Below are 12,761 nucleotides of genomic sequence, written 5' to 3'. Positions count from 1 at the left end.
CGCGCCTTCACGGGGTTGAATTTCGTCCTCCTGCTACCATCCACTGCGGCTCCGCCCCCCATTCCTTCACCCATGGACGACGACCGACGACCCCTGCCCGCGACCGCGCCGCCCCGGCGGCGACCGCCCTATCCGGGCGGACGGAGGTAGGACCCATGCTCGAGCTCATCGTCGTCCTGGTGCTGATCGCCTTCAACGCCTTCTTCGCCCTGTCGGAGATGTCGGTGGTCACCGCCCGCCGGCAGCGCCTGAAGCAACTCGCCCCGACCAGCCGCGGCGCGCGCAAGGCGCTGGAGCTGGCCGAGCACCCGGAGAATTTCCTGTCCACGGTGCAGGTCGGCATCACCCTGATCGGCGTGCTCACCGGCGTGTTCGGCGGCGACGCCATCGGCGGTTCGCTCGGCCGCTGGCTGGCCGCGACCGTGCCGGCGCTGGCCGAGTACGCCGACACCATCGGCTTGATCCTGGCGGTCGGCCTGATCACCTACCTGAGCATCGTCTTCGGCGAGTTGCTGCCCAAGCGCCTGGCGCTGCTGGCGCCGGAGCGTCTGGCCGGCTTCGTCGCCCTGCCGATGCACGGGCTGTCGCGCGCGGCCAAGCCGGCGGTGCTGCTGCTCAGCGCCAGCATCCGCGGGCTGCTGCGGCTGCTGCGCGTGCACCAGCCGAGCGGCTCGGCGGTCACCGAAGAGGAGATCCGCCTGCTGGTCAGCGAAAGCCACGAGCAGGGCGTGATCGACGCCGACGAGCGCAAGATGATGCATCGCGTGCTCGGGCTCGGCGACCGCACCGCCGAAAGCCTGATGACGCCGCGCACCCGCATCGCCTGGCTCGACGCCGACGCCGACTTCGCCGAGAACCTGGCGACGATGCGGCAGACGCCGTTCTCGCGCTACCCGGTCTATCGCGGCAACGACGCCGAGGTGCTGGGCATCCTCGAGGTCAAGTCGCTGCTCGACCGCCTCGACGAGAGCGCGCCGGACCTGTTCAAGCAGTTGCGCGAGCCGCTGTTCGTGTCCGAATCCACCCATGCGATGAAGCTGCTGGAGATCTTCCGCGAGGAGCAGCAGTCGCTGGCGCTGGTGGTCGACGAGTACGGCGACATCGTCGGGCTGGTCACCGTGGCCGACCTGATGGACGCGGTGGTCGGGCGGATCCAGTCGGCCGAGGCCGACGCCGACCGCGCGCCGGTGGTCGAACGCGAGGACGGCTCGTTCCTGCTCGACGGCGCGCTGCCGGTCGAGGACCTGCGCGAGCTGACCGGCGGCGGCCGCCTGCCCGGCGAGGACGAGCACGATTTCCACACCGCCGCGGGCATGGTCATCGCCCGCTTCGGCCGCATCCCCTACGTCGGCGAGGCGTTCGAATGGGACGGTTGGCGGATCGAGGTGGTCGACCTGGACGGGCCGCGCATCGACAAGCTATTGCTGCAGCGGCGCGAGGAGCCGGACGAGGACGCCGACGGAACGGAGCGCGAATGACGCCAGGCGCCGCCCCCGACGCGCGCGACCGCGAGACCGGCACCCGCGCCCTGCTCGACGACATCGCCCGCGGCGATCCGGACGAGGCGCTGCGCCTGGGCGACCTGTTCCACGGCCTCGGCGAGCGCTCGTTCGGCATGCTGCTGTTCGTCTCGACGATTCCGGCGTTCATCCCGATTCCGGGCCTGGGCGGGGCGATCGGCGGGCCGCTGGCGATCCTGATCGGCGTGCAACTGCTGATCGGCCTGCAGCAGCCCTGGCTGCCGGGTTTCGTCGCCCGCCGCGGCCCGCACCGGCGCTCGATGGCGCGCTTCCGCGACCTGCTGGCGCCCTGGCTGGCGCGGCTGGAGAAAGTGGTGCGGCCGCGCGCGACGGCGCTGCTCGACAACCGGCTCGCCGATGCGTTCACCGGCGCGCTGCTGGTGCTGCTGGGCCTGCTGCTGTCGCTGCCGATCCCGCTGACCAACTATCTGTTCGGCGGCCTGCTGCTGCTGTTCGCGCTGGCCCTGCTGGAGCGCGACGGCTGGCTGCTGGGCGCCGCCTGGGTCGCCGGCACCGTCGCGGTCGCGGTGTTCGGCGTGCTGTCCGGCAACCTGGCGGCGATGGCGGCGCGGTGGATCGACCTGCTGTTCTGAGCCCGCGTCTTCTCGCGCCTTGAATCCGGCCGGCGGGCGGCGGAAGTCAGCCCAGCAAGCGCGCGAACTCCTGCGCCGGCAGCGGATGCCCGAGCCAGTAGCCCTGCGCCAGGTTGCAGCCGCGCTCGCGCAGCAGCGCGTACTGGCCTTCCTTCTCCACGCCCTCGGCGACCACGGTCATGCCCAGCGAATGCGCCATCGCGATGATCGCGGTGGTCAACGCCAGGTCGTCCGGGTCGCGCAGGATGTCGGCGACGAAGCTGCGGTCGATCTTGACCCCGTCCACCGGCACCCGCCGCAGATGGCTGAGCCCCGAGAAGCCGGTGCCGAAGTCGTCCAGCCACACCTTCACTCCCGACGCGCGCAGTTGCGACAGCAGGCGGCCGGCGCTGGCCTCGTCGCCCATGACCGCGGTCTCGGTGAGTTCCAGATGCAGCCGCTCGGGGCGCAGGCCGCTGCGCTGCAGGCAGTCCGCCACCACCGCCGGCAGGTCGCCGCTGCGCAGTTGCCGCGGCGAGAGGTTGACCGCGACGAACGGCGCCGGCGCGCCCGCGCGCGCCTGCCAGAGCGCCGCGTCGGCGCAGGCGGCGCCCAGCACCTGCGGCCCCAGGGTTTCGATCAGCCCGCTCTGCTCGGCGACGTCGATGAACACCGACGGCGCGATCGCGCCGCGCTGCGGATGCCGCCATCGCAACAGCGCCTCGGCGCCGACCAGCGCGCGGTCGGCGACGCGGAACACCGGCTGGTAGACCAGGCTCAGCTCGCCGCGCTCCCAGGCGCCGCGCAACTCGTGCTCCAGATGCACGCGCCGCTCCACGGCGCGGTCCATGGCCCGGCTGTAGAAGCGGAAGCAGTTCTTGCCGGCGACCTTGGCCTGGTACATCGCGATGTCGCCGTTCTTGATCAGGGCGGTGGCGTCGCCGGCATCGTCCGGGAACAGGGTGAGGCCGACCGAGGCGCTGAGGAACACCTCGCGCTCGCGCAGCAGGATCGGCCGCGCCACCGTCCCGACCAGCGCCTGCGCCAGCGAGCTGGCATGGGCGCGCATGTCCGCGCCGGCGCCGGCCGGGACCAGGATCACGAACTCGTCGCCGCCGAAGCGCGCCAGCAGCGCGCGCTCGCCGCAGCGCCGCTCGACTTCGGCGTGGATGCGCTGCGCGCACTCCAGCAGCGCCTCGTCGCCGGCGTCGTGGCCGTAGGTGTCGTTGATGCGCTTGAAATCGTCGATGTCCGCGAACAGCAGCGCCACCGGCCGGCCGGCATCCCGCGCCGTCGCCAGCTCGGCGTCGAGGCGTTCGCGGAACGCGAGCCGGTTGGCGAGGCCGGTGAGCGCGTCGGTATAGGCCATGCGGCGGATGTCGCGGTCGTGCCGGGCCAGGCTGCGGCTCATCCGGCCGAAGGCGCGCACCAGGTCGCCGAGCTCGTCGTTGCGCGCGCTGGCCGGCAGCGCGGGGAGCTCGAAACGGCCGCCCTCGATCGCGCGGGCCGACTCGGCCAGGCGCCGGATCGGCTGCACCACGAAGCGCTGCAACATCCACAGCATCGCCGCGCCCAGCGCCAGCAATGCGGCGCCGAGCAACGCCATGACCAGCAAGTGGCGGCGGGCGAGATCGTCCAGCCGCCGGTGCAGGCCGGCGAGGGCGTGGTCGCGCGCCGCGTGCATCGCGCCCAGGTCGTAGCCGACGCGCACGCTGCCGATGCGCTCGCGCCCGATCGCGACCGGCATCGCCACGTCCAGCAGCGATCCCTCCTGCTGCACCAGCAGCCCGCGCGCGGCCAGCGCGCGCGCCGCCAGCGAGCCCTGCCCGTCCCCGCCGCGGCCGGGATCCGGGCGCCCGTCGTGGATCAGGTTGCCGGCGGCATCGTAGACCAGCAGATGGCGCACCCCGGGCTCGTGCAGGGTCGCGCGGGCGATCGTGCCGATCGCGGCCAGGTCGACGTGGTACAGCGGCTCGGCCAGCGATTCGGCCAGCTGCCTCGCCTCGCCCTCGCCCTGGCGTCGCAGCGCCTGCGCCAGCGAAGCGTCGAGGGTGTCGCGGCCGATCCGCTCGACCTCGCGCTGCATCTGCGCCTGCCGGTGCAGCAGCACCGCGAACAGGGCGAGCATCGCCAGCGTCGCCGCCGCCATCATCGCCAGGAAACGGGCCTGCAACCCGAACCGCCACCTCATTCGGCCGCCCCCGCCCGCGCCCGGGCGGGATCGCCGGCGCGTCGCCGCGGCACGGTCCTGGCGGACGTCCCGGCCCTGCCGGCGGGGCGGCCCCGGCGCGGGCGGGCGGCCTGCCGCCGCGCGGCCGCGGGCCGGCGCGGCGAATGGAACCGGACGCAACCGGCCCCGATACCGCCGCGGCAACAGCCCGGCGTCGGCCCGGGGCCGGCGTGTGGGGACGGGAAGGGAACCATCGCCCGGGCCGCGAACGCGAGCCGCAACGGCAGGACGAAACGACGCAGGCGCTGGGTCAAGCAGCAGGTCCGTGGAAGGGCCTCGCGCAGCCTAATCGAAACCCGCGCGCGCCGGAATCGGCACGGATCGCCGGTGCGGCGCAATCCTGCGCCGAGGCGCCCTAGCCTTGCCCGGGCGCCGGTTTCGCCGAGGGGGCGGCCGGCGCCTGGCCCGCCAGCATCGCCATGCGCTGGGCGTCGGCGAGGATCCCGCGCAGGATCCGCACCTCGCGCGAGTCCAGCTGCGCGCGCAGGAACAGCCGGCGCAGCTTGCGCATCGCCGTCTCCGGCGTGCGGCCCTTGTGGAAATCGATCGCGTCCAGGGTGTCGGCGAGCTGGGCGAAGAAGCCTTCCAGTTCCGCGTGCGTCGCCGGCGGGTCCCCCCGCGCCTCCTCGTCCCCCGCGCGCGGCGCCTGCGCCAGCAGCGCCAGGCGCAGCTCGTAGCACACCACCTGCACCGCCGCGGCGAGGTTGAGCGAGCTGTACTCGGGATTGGCCGGAATGTGCACCGCCGCGTGGCACAGCTGCAGCTCGTCGTTGGTGAGGCCGGTGCGCTCCCGGCCGAACACCAGCGCGACCTCGGCACCCCCGCCGGCCGCGGCGACCGCGCGCGCCGCCGCCTCGCGCGGCATCAGCTCCTCCAGCGCCACCCGCCGGCTGCGCGCGGTGCAGCCCAGGACCAGGCGGCAATCGGCCACCGCCTCGGCCAGGCTGGCGCACCGCGTCGCCGCGGCGAGCACGTCGTCGGCGCCGGCGGCCAGGGCGTAGGCGTCGGCGTCCGGGGCCTTCTCCGGCGCGACGAGCACCAGCCGGGCCAGGCCCATGGTCTTCAGCGCCCGCGCCGCCGAGCCCATGTTGCCGGGGTGCTGGGTGCCGACCAGGACGATGCGCAGGCGCGCGGCGGAATTCGCGTGGAAAGACGGATCGGGCTCGGTGCTCATGGCGGGCAATGGTAAACTCCGCGGCCCGGCTTTCGCGCCGGCATCGCTCTTTCAGCCCGCCAGCCGTTCCCGACCTCGTCCGCAGGAGGCCTTCGCCATGCAGAAACCCGCCGTCAACCTCATGGTCAAGGCCGCCCGCGCCGCCGGCAACGTGCTGCTGCGGCACATGAACAAGCTCGACGCGCTCAACATCGTCGAGAAGGCGCGGATGGACTACGCCAGCGAGGTCGACGGCCTGGCCGAGGCGGAGATCGTCAAGGAGCTGCGCCGGGCCACGCCCGACTACGCCATTCTCGGCGAGGAAAGCGGCCTCAGCGGCAAGGGCCGCTTCACCTGGGTGATCGACCCGCTCGATGGCACCAGCAACTACCTGCACGGGATTCCGCACTTCTGCGTCTCGATCGCCCTGGTCGAGAACGGCGAGCCGCTGCACGGGGTGATCTTCGATCCGCTGCGCAACGACCTGTTCACCGCCAGCCGCGGCAGCGGCGCCACGCTCAACGAGCGCCGCATCCGCGTCGCCGAGCGCAAGGACCTGGACGGGGCGATGGTCTTCACCGGCTTCCCGCCGCGCGAGCGCGGCCGCATCGACGCGCACCTGAAATGCGTGCAATCGCTGCTGCACGAGGCCGAGGACATCCGCCGCACCGGCTCGGCCGCGCTCGACCTCGCCTACGTCGCCTGCGGCCGCGCCGACGCCTACTTCGAGGCCGGGGTGAAGGCCTGGGACATCGCCGCCGGCATGCTGCTGGTGCGCGAGGCCGGCGGCAAGGTGTGCGACTTCCGCAACCGCCCGGTCGGCCCGGTCGACGCGACCGGCGCCCAGACCCGCCAGGTCGTCGCCGGCAACATCAAGCTGTGCGACGTGCTGCAGCGCCGGATCGTCGATACCGGGTACGCCGCGGCGTTCGACTGAGAACGTCGTTCCCAAGCCGCGGATTCACCCGGCGAGGCGCGGTTGCAGCCTTCCTCGTGTCGGCCGGGTCGCGGCGCGCCCACGACCCGCGCCTGGTCGCCTCGCCTTTCCCGCTTGTCCGCGCAGATACGCGGCCGGAGGCGCCGCACGAAAAAGGCCGCGGATGCGGCCTTTTTCGCGGCTGCGCGGGCGGGCGCCTACGGCCGCCGCGCCAGCGCCGCCTCGTCGCGGGCCTTGGGCATCAGGTCCTGCTTGGTGACCTTGAGGAAGCCCAGGGTCAGCAGCGGGCAGGCGATGAAGATCGACGACAGGGTGCCGATGACGATGCCGATCATCTGCGACTCGGCCATGCCCTGCAGCGAACCGCCGCCGTACAGGTACAGCGCCAGCACGGTCAGGAAGGCCACCACCGAGGTGATCACCGTGCGCGACAGGGTCTGGTTGATCGACTTGTTCAGGACCTCCTCCGGGCTCGCGCGCATCGTGCGGAAGTTGTCGCGCACGCGGTCGAACACCACGATGGTGTCGTTGATCGAGTAGCCCATCACCGACAGCACGCCGGCCAGCACGGTCAGGTCGAACTCGTGCCCGCTCAGCGCGAACCAGCCGGCCACCACCACCACGTCGTGCAGGGTGGTCAGCACCGCGGCGATCGCGAACTTCTTCTCGAAGCGGAACGAGATGTAGATCAGGAAGCCGACGACCACGAAGATCAGCGCCCACAGGCCGTTCAGCGCCAGGTCCTTGCCGACCTGCGGGCCGACGTACTCGCTGCGCAGCACCCGGCCCGGGTTGCCTTCGAACGCCAGCGCGCGCTGCACCTCGGCGCCGGTGTCCGAGCCGGCGCCGGGCTTGGGCTGCAGGCGGATCAGCAGGTCGTTGCCGGAGCCGAACGTCTGCACCTGGGCGTTGTCGTAGCCGGCGGCGGCGAGGCGCTCGCGCACCTCGTCGACGTCGACCGGTCGCTCGAAGCGCAGCTCGGCCACGGTGCCGCCGGTGAAATCCAGGGCGAAGTTGAAGCCCTTGCCGACCATCGCGCCGACCGCGACCAGCAGCATCGCCACGGCGACCGCCAGCGACACCCAGCGCAGGCGCAGGAAATCGAAGTTGCTGTCGTACGGGAAGACGTTCAACGGTTTCATGGTGGGCCTCCCGTCAGATCCAGATCGACTTGAGCTTGCGCCGGCCGCCGTAGATCAGCGTGGCGATGGCGCGCGATACGCCGACTGCGGTGTACATCGAGGTCACGATGCCGACGATCAGCGACACCGCGAAGCCCTTGACCGGGCCGGTGCCGAACGCGAACAGGGCGATGCCGGCGAGGATCGCGGTCAGGTTGGCGTCGGCGATGGTGCCGGAGGCCTTGTCGTAGCCGGCGGCGATCGCCGCTTGCGGCGGTACCCCGGCGCGCAGTTCCTCGCGGATGCGTTCGTTGATCAGCACGTTGGCGTCCACCGACATGCCCACCGTCAGGGCGATGCCCGCCAGGCCCGGCAGGGTCAGGGTGGCGCCGAACAGCGACATCACCGCCACCAGCATCAGCAGGTTCAGCATCAGCGCCAGGCAGGTGATCACGCCGAACATGCGGTAGTAGATCAGGAAGAACAGCAGCGCGAACGCGAACGAGTACATCACCGCGGTCAGGCCGCGCTCGACGTTCTCGCGGCCCAGGCTCGGCCCGACGATCCGCTCCTCGATGAAGTCCATCGGCGCGGCGAGCGAGCCCGAGCGCAGCAGCAGCGCCAGGTCGGCGGCCTCCTTGGAGCTGTTCAGGCCGGTGGTCTGGAACTCCTTGCCGAACACGCCGTTGATCGTGGCGACCGAGATCACTTCCTCGCTGACCCGGGTGCTGCGGACCTCCTTGCCGTCCACCGTGCGCACTTCCGGGATGCGCTCGATGTACACCACCGCCATCGGCTTGCCGACGTTCTGGCTGGTGAAGTCGAACATGCGCTGGCCGCCGACGCCGTTCAGGCGCACGGACACCGAAGGCGTGCCGGTCTGCGGATCCTTGCCCGAGGTCGCGCCCACCAGCTGGTCGCCCGAGGCGATCACGCGCTTGCTGAGCAGGATCGGGATCGGCTTGCCGTCCGGCCCCAGCTCCTTGCGGTAGTACACCCGCGCTTCCGGCGGGACGTTGCCGGTGGCCACGGCGTCGTAGGCGTTGCCGTCGACCACGCCGCGGTACTCCAGCGTCGCGGTGGCGCCGAGGATGCGCTTGGCCTGGGCGGTGTCCTGCACGCCCGGCAGCTGCACCACCACGCGGTCGCTGCCCTGGCGCTGGATGATCGGCTCGGCCACGCCCAGCGCATTGATGCGGTTGCGCAGGGTGCCGACGTTCTGCTCGATCGCGTCGACCGCGACGCGCTGCAGCTCGGCCTCGGGGATGCGCAGGACGATGGTGGCGCCCTGCGCTTCCTGCTGCAGCGTCGGCTGGCCGGCGGCGATCAGCTGGCGCGCCTTGGCGGCGTCGCCCGCCGAAGCCAGGGCGACGACCACCGAGTCGTCGGCGCGGCGCTCGACCGATTCGTAGCGCACGCGGCCGTCGCGCAGCGCCACGCGCACGTCCTCGGCCATCGTGTCCAGGCGCTTGTCGAGCGCCGCCTTCTGGTCCACCTGCATCAGGAAATGCACGCCGCCCTGCAGGTCCAGGCCGAGCAGCATCGGCTTGGCGCCGATCTTCTCCAGCCAGTCCGGCACGGTCGAGGCGAGGTTCAGCGCCACCACGTAGTCGCTGCCGAGCGCGTCGCGCAGCGCGTCGGCGGCCCTGACCTGCTGGTCGGGGTCGCGCAGGCGCACCAGCAGGTTGCCGTCGTCGAACTCGACGGCCTTGGGCGCCACCTTGGCCTGGCCGAGCAGGTCGCCGACCCGCTTACGCAGCGCCTCGTCCACACCGGCACCGCGGTTGGCGGTGACCTGCACCGACGGGTCCTGCGGGAAGACGTTCGGCAGCGCGTACAGCGCGCTGAGCAGCAGGACGAGCAGGATGACGAAGTATTTCCAGCGCGCGTAAGTCAGCATCGAAGACCCCTGCGGCGGCATTCCTGCCGCCGTTTGCATCGTGTGGCGTGGCGGCCGCTCAGGCCGACTTCAAGGTGCCCTTGGGCAGCACGTTGGCGATCGCTCCCTTCTGCACGCGGATGCGCACGTTGTCGGCGATCTCCACGAGGATGAAGTTCTCGCCGATCTCGGCGACCACGCCGGCGATGCCGCCGTTGGTCAGCACCTCGTCGCCCTTGGACAGCTTCTCCAGCATCGCCCGGTGTTCCTTCTGCCGCTTCATCTGCGGGCGGATCATCAGGAAGTACATGACCGCGATCAGCAGGATCGGGAACAGCAGGGACATGCCGAAGCCGCCCGGCTGGGCCTGGCCGGCGGCCTGGGCGTAGGCCGGGGAAATCACGAGGTCGAGCAGATTCATGACGGATGTCCTGTCGAAAATAGCGGGGGATTATGCCACGGCCGGCCGCCGGCCCGCGGCGTCGACCACCGATCGCCGGGCCGCGCAGGCGAGCCCTGCCCGGGCGCGCCTTCCCCGCCTCCGCGCCGCGTGCGCGGGCGCCCCGCGGGTCGGCCGCGGCCGGGAAAGCCCCCTCGCGAAGGCCGGCGGAGCCCGGCAGCGCGAGCGGCGCGAGCCGGGGGTCAGCCCCGCCGCGCGGCGTGGAAGGACTCGCGGAAGGCGGCGAAAGTTCCCTGCGCGATCGCCTCGCGCATCTGCGCCATCAGCCGCTGGTAGTAGCGCAGGTTGTGCAGGGTGCCGAGCATCGGCGCCAGCATCTCGTTGCAGCGGTCCAGGTGGCGCAGGTAGGCGCGGCTGAAGCCGCCGGCGCAGGCGACGCAGTCGCAGCCCTCCTCGATCGGGCGCAGGTCGCGCTCGTACTTGGCGTTGCGCACCCGCACCGTGCCGGCGGCGGTGAAGTAGTGGCCGTTGCGCGCGTTGCGGGTCGGCATCACGCAATCGAACATGTCGATGCCGCGCGCCACGCCTTCCACCAGGTCCTCGGGCCGGCCGACGCCCATCAGGTAGCGCGGCCGGTCCTCCGGCAGTTGCGGGCAGGTGTGCTCGAGCATCGCGTTGCGCTCGGCCTCCGGCTCGCCGACCGCCAGCCCGCCGATCGCGTAGCCGTCGAAGCCGATCGCCTTCAGTCCCTGCGCCGAGCGCGTGCGCAGCTCGTGGTGGACGCCGCCCTGGACGATGCCGAACAGCGCCGCGTCGTTGCCCTCGTGCGCGCGCTTGCTGCGCTCGGCCCAGCGCAGGCTCAGTTCCATCGACTTGCGCGCGACCTCCTCGGAGGCGGGGTACGGCGTGCACTCGTCGAAGATCATCACCACGTCCGAGTCGAGCACCTTCTGGATGCGCATGCTCTCCTCCGGGCCGAGGAACACCTTGCTGCCGTCGGTCGGCGCGGCGAAGGTCACGCCCTGCTCGGTGATCTTGCGCCGGTGCGCCAGCGAGAACACCTGGAAGCCGCCGGAGTCGGTGAGGATCGGCCCGTCCCAGCGGGCGAAGCCGTGCAGGCCGCCGTGGTCGCCGATCACGTCCAGGCCCGGGCGCAGGAACAGGTGGAAGGTGTTGCCGAGGATCATCTGCGCGCCCAGCTCGCGGACCTGCGCGGGCAGCACGCCCTTGACCGAGCCGTACGTGCCGACCGGCATGAACGCCGGCGTCTCCACCGTGCCGCGCGGGAAGGTCAGGCGGCCGCGCCGCGCGGCGCCGTCGGTGCGCAGCAGCTCGAACGACATCCGGCTCATGCGCGCCCCTCCTCCCGCGGGAACAGCAGCATCGCGTCGCCGTAGGAGAAGAAGCGGTAGCGCTGCGCGATCGCGTGCGCGTAGGCCTCGAACACGCGCGGCTTGCCGGCGAAGGCGGAGACCAGCATCAGCAGCGTGCTTTCGGGCAGGTGGAAGTTGGTGATCAGCGCGTCGACCGAGCGGATCCGGTAGCCGGGCAGGATGAACAGCCGCGTCTCGCCGGCGTAGGGCCGCAGCGCGCCGTCCTTCGCCGCGCTTTCCAGCGCGCGCACCACCGTGGTGCCGACCGCGATCACCCGCCCGCCCGCCGCGCGGGTGCGGCGGATCTGCTCGACCAGGCCGGCGCCGACGTTGAGCCACTCGCTGTGCATCACGTGCTGCGACAGGTCGTCGGCCCGCACCGGCTGGAACGTGCCGGCGCCGACGTGCAGGGTGACGTGGCCGAACTGCACGCCGCGCGCGTTCAACGCCTGCAGCAGCGGCTCGTCGAAGTGCAGCCCCGCGGTCGGCGCGGCGACCGCGCCGGCCTCGCGCGCGAACACGGTCTGGTAGCGCTCGGCGTCGCCCGCGCCCGGCGTGCGCTGGATGTACGGCGGCAGCGGCAACTCGCCGGCGCGCTGCAGCCATTGCTCCAGCGGTTCGGCGACGTGGAAGCGCAACCGGTAGAACTCGCCGTCGCGGCCCAGCACCTCGGCCTCGCCGCCGGCGTCCAGCGCGACGCGCGCGCCGGGCCTGGGCGACTTGCTCACGCCCAGCTGGGCGCGCGCCTCGCCGTCGCCGAGCAGGCGCTCGATCAGGATCTCGACCCGGCCGCCGGTGCTCTTGTGCCCGTACAGCCGCGCCGGGATCACCCGGGTGTCGTTGAACACCAGCAGGTCGCCCGGCTGCAGCAGTTCGGGCAGTTCGCGGAACACCCGGTCCTGGAACGGCGCCGGCGCCGGCGGCACCACCAGCAGGCGGCTGGCCGAGCGTTCGGGCAACGGCTCCTGCGCGATCAGTTCCGGCGGCAGGTCGTAGTGGAAGTCGGATTTCTTCAAGGGGGAAACGGGGACGGGCGCAGGACCGGACATTGTAGAACGTTCGCCGCCCGCCCCCGCGGGCGCACGCCTAGCGCTCGAACTTGGCCGACAGGATGATCGCCGAGGTGGTGCGCTCGACGCCGTCGATCGCGCCGATGCGGTCGGTCAGCTCGTCCATCGCCTCCACCGAGGGCGTGACCCCGAGTGCGACCAGGTCGAAGGGGCCGCTGACCGAATGCAGCGCGCGCACCTCCGGCATCGCGTGCAGCGCGGCGACCACCGCGGGCATCTGCTTGGGCAGCACGGTCACCATGATGTGGGCGCGGATATGGCCGCGCTCGGCCTCGTCGTGCACGCGCACGGTGTAGCCGGCGATCACCCCTTCGCGCTCCAGCCGCTCGATCCGGCTGTGCACGGTGGTGCGCGACAGCCGCAAGCGCCGGGCGATCTCCGCGGTGGACGCGCGGGCGTTCTCGCGCAGCACCGAGAGCAGCTGCTGGTCGGCCTCCGTGATCTTCATCCTGCGCACCCGGTTCGTCGGAAAGACGAAATTATCCGGTATTTCGTACAAATCGCCA

The 12,761-nt window shown here is 72.0% G+C and carries 10 protein-coding genes and 2 pseudogenes; 3 read left to right on the top strand and 9 right to left on the bottom strand.

Going from position 1 to position 12,761, the window contains the following annotated elements; all coding sequences use genetic code 11:
- Window positions 1-155: 155 nt before the first annotated feature.
- Together EDC50_RS02400 and EDC50_RS02395 are read left to right on the top strand one after the other, a co-directional pair.
- Window positions 156-1,478, top strand: a complete 1,323-nt coding sequence (locus EDC50_RS02400; RefSeq protein WP_123768862.1) for a hemolysin family protein — start codon at window positions 156-158, stop codon at window positions 1,476-1,478.
- Window positions 1,475-2,113, top strand: a complete 639-nt coding sequence (locus EDC50_RS02395; protein WP_123768861.1) for an exopolysaccharide biosynthesis protein — start codon at window positions 1,475-1,477, stop codon at window positions 2,111-2,113. Before EDC50_RS02400 ends, EDC50_RS02395 begins: the two co-directional genes overlap by 4 nt.
- A 46-nt stretch (window positions 2,114-2,159) precedes the next feature.
- On the opposite strand, the pseudogene EDC50_RS16850 reads toward EDC50_RS02395, so the two are convergent.
- From EDC50_RS16850 to EDC50_RS02385, 3 genes and pseudogenes are all read right to left on the bottom strand, one after another.
- Window positions 2,160-2,900 (bottom strand): annotated as a pseudogene (locus tag EDC50_RS16850) (putative bifunctional diguanylate cyclase/phosphodiesterase); the annotation flags it as partial.
- 72 nt (window positions 2,901-2,972) lie between these two features.
- Window positions 2,973-3,647, bottom strand: a pseudogene (locus EDC50_RS16845) (diguanylate cyclase domain-containing protein); the annotation flags it as partial.
- A gap of 1,030 nt (window positions 3,648-4,677) precedes the next feature.
- Window positions 4,678-5,496, bottom strand: a complete 819-nt coding sequence (locus EDC50_RS02385; RefSeq protein ID WP_123768859.1) for an RNA methyltransferase — start codon at window positions 5,494-5,496, stop codon at window positions 4,678-4,680.
- 97 nt (window positions 5,497-5,593) lie between these two features.
- Between EDC50_RS02385 and EDC50_RS02380 the strand changes: the two genes are divergently transcribed.
- Window positions 5,594-6,412 carry an inositol monophosphatase family protein gene (locus EDC50_RS02380; protein ID WP_123768858.1) on the top strand — a complete coding sequence of 273 codons (819 nt, stop codon included), beginning with the start codon at window positions 5,594-5,596 and terminating at the stop codon, window positions 6,410-6,412.
- Window positions 6,413-6,609: 197 nt separating this feature from the next.
- On the opposite strand, the gene secF is transcribed toward EDC50_RS02380, so the two are convergent.
- The 6 genes from secF to EDC50_RS02350 all read right to left on the bottom strand — a co-directional run bounded on the left by secF (window position 6,610) and on the right by EDC50_RS02350 (window position 12,703).
- Window positions 6,610-7,554, bottom strand: coding sequence for a protein translocase subunit SecF (gene secF, locus EDC50_RS02375; RefSeq protein WP_123768857.1), 945 nt, complete (start codon window positions 7,552-7,554; stop codon window positions 6,610-6,612).
- Between the two features lie 13 nt (window positions 7,555-7,567).
- A complete protein-coding gene (secD, locus tag EDC50_RS02370) occupies window positions 7,568-9,433 on the bottom strand; it encodes a protein translocase subunit SecD (protein WP_123768856.1) in 1,866 nt (621 codons plus the stop codon).
- Between the two features lie 58 nt (window positions 9,434-9,491).
- Complete coding sequence (gene yajC / locus EDC50_RS02365) at window positions 9,492-9,833, bottom strand: preprotein translocase subunit YajC (RefSeq protein ID WP_123768855.1); 342 nt, start codon at window positions 9,831-9,833, stop codon at window positions 9,492-9,494.
- Window positions 9,834-10,054: 221 nt separating this feature from the next.
- Complete coding sequence (gene tgt / locus EDC50_RS02360; RefSeq protein WP_123768854.1) at window positions 10,055-11,164, bottom strand: tRNA guanosine(34) transglycosylase Tgt; 1,110 nt, start codon at window positions 11,162-11,164, stop codon at window positions 10,055-10,057.
- Window positions 11,161-12,234 (bottom strand): tRNA preQ1(34) S-adenosylmethionine ribosyltransferase-isomerase QueA, encoded by a 1,074-nt coding sequence (queA, locus tag EDC50_RS02355; RefSeq protein WP_123768853.1) that lies wholly within the window; start codon window positions 12,232-12,234, stop codon window positions 11,161-11,163. The genes tgt and queA overlap by 4 nt, the downstream gene beginning before the upstream one ends.
- A gap of 37 nt (window positions 12,235-12,271) precedes the next feature.
- Window positions 12,272-12,703, bottom strand: coding sequence for an Lrp/AsnC family transcriptional regulator (locus EDC50_RS02350; RefSeq protein WP_123768852.1), 432 nt, complete (start codon window positions 12,701-12,703; stop codon window positions 12,272-12,274).
- Window positions 12,704-12,761: the final 58 nt, after the last annotated feature.

Origin of the sequence: Vulcaniibacterium tengchongense (genome assembly GCF_003814555.1) — a bacterium.
GTDB classification, from domain to species: Bacteria; Pseudomonadota; Gammaproteobacteria; order Xanthomonadales; family Xanthomonadaceae; genus Vulcaniibacterium; species Vulcaniibacterium tengchongense.
The sequence above is the reverse complement of the archived record's forward strand: the minus strand, read 5'-3'. Positions and strand labels throughout refer to the sequence as shown.

Bases quoted from the DNA above. Each gene is read 5' to 3' on its own strand.
- EDC50_RS02350 (WP_123768852.1), bottom strand. From the start codon at position 12,703: ATGAAGATCACGGAGGCCGACCAGCAGCTGCTCTCGGTGCTGCGCGAG.
- EDC50_RS02385 (WP_123768859.1), bottom strand. From the start codon at position 5,496: ATGAGCACCGAGCCCGATCCGTCTTTCCACGCGAATTCCGCCGCGCGC.
- EDC50_RS02380 (WP_123768858.1), top strand. From the start codon at position 5,594: ATGCAGAAACCCGCCGTCAACCTCATGGTCAAGGCCGCCCGCGCCGCC.
- tgt (WP_123768854.1), bottom strand. From the start codon at position 11,164: ATGAGCCGGATGTCGTTCGAGCTGCTGCGCACCGACGGCGCCGCGCGG.
- secD (WP_123768856.1), bottom strand. From the start codon at position 9,433: ATGCTGACTTACGCGCGCTGGAAATACTTCGTCATCCTGCTCGTCCTG.
- secF (WP_123768857.1), bottom strand. From the start codon at position 7,554: ATGAAACCGTTGAACGTCTTCCCGTACGACAGCAACTTCGATTTCCTG.
- EDC50_RS02395 (WP_123768861.1), top strand. From the start codon at position 1,475: ATGACGCCAGGCGCCGCCCCCGACGCGCGCGACCGCGAGACCGGCACC.
- EDC50_RS02400 (WP_123768862.1), top strand. From the start codon at position 156: ATGCTCGAGCTCATCGTCGTCCTGGTGCTGATCGCCTTCAACGCCTTC.
- yajC (WP_123768855.1), bottom strand. From the start codon at position 9,833: ATGAATCTGCTCGACCTCGTGATTTCCCCGGCCTACGCCCAGGCCGCC.
- queA (WP_123768853.1), bottom strand. From the start codon at position 12,234: ATGTCCGGTCCTGCGCCCGTCCCCGTTTCCCCCTTGAAGAAATCCGAC.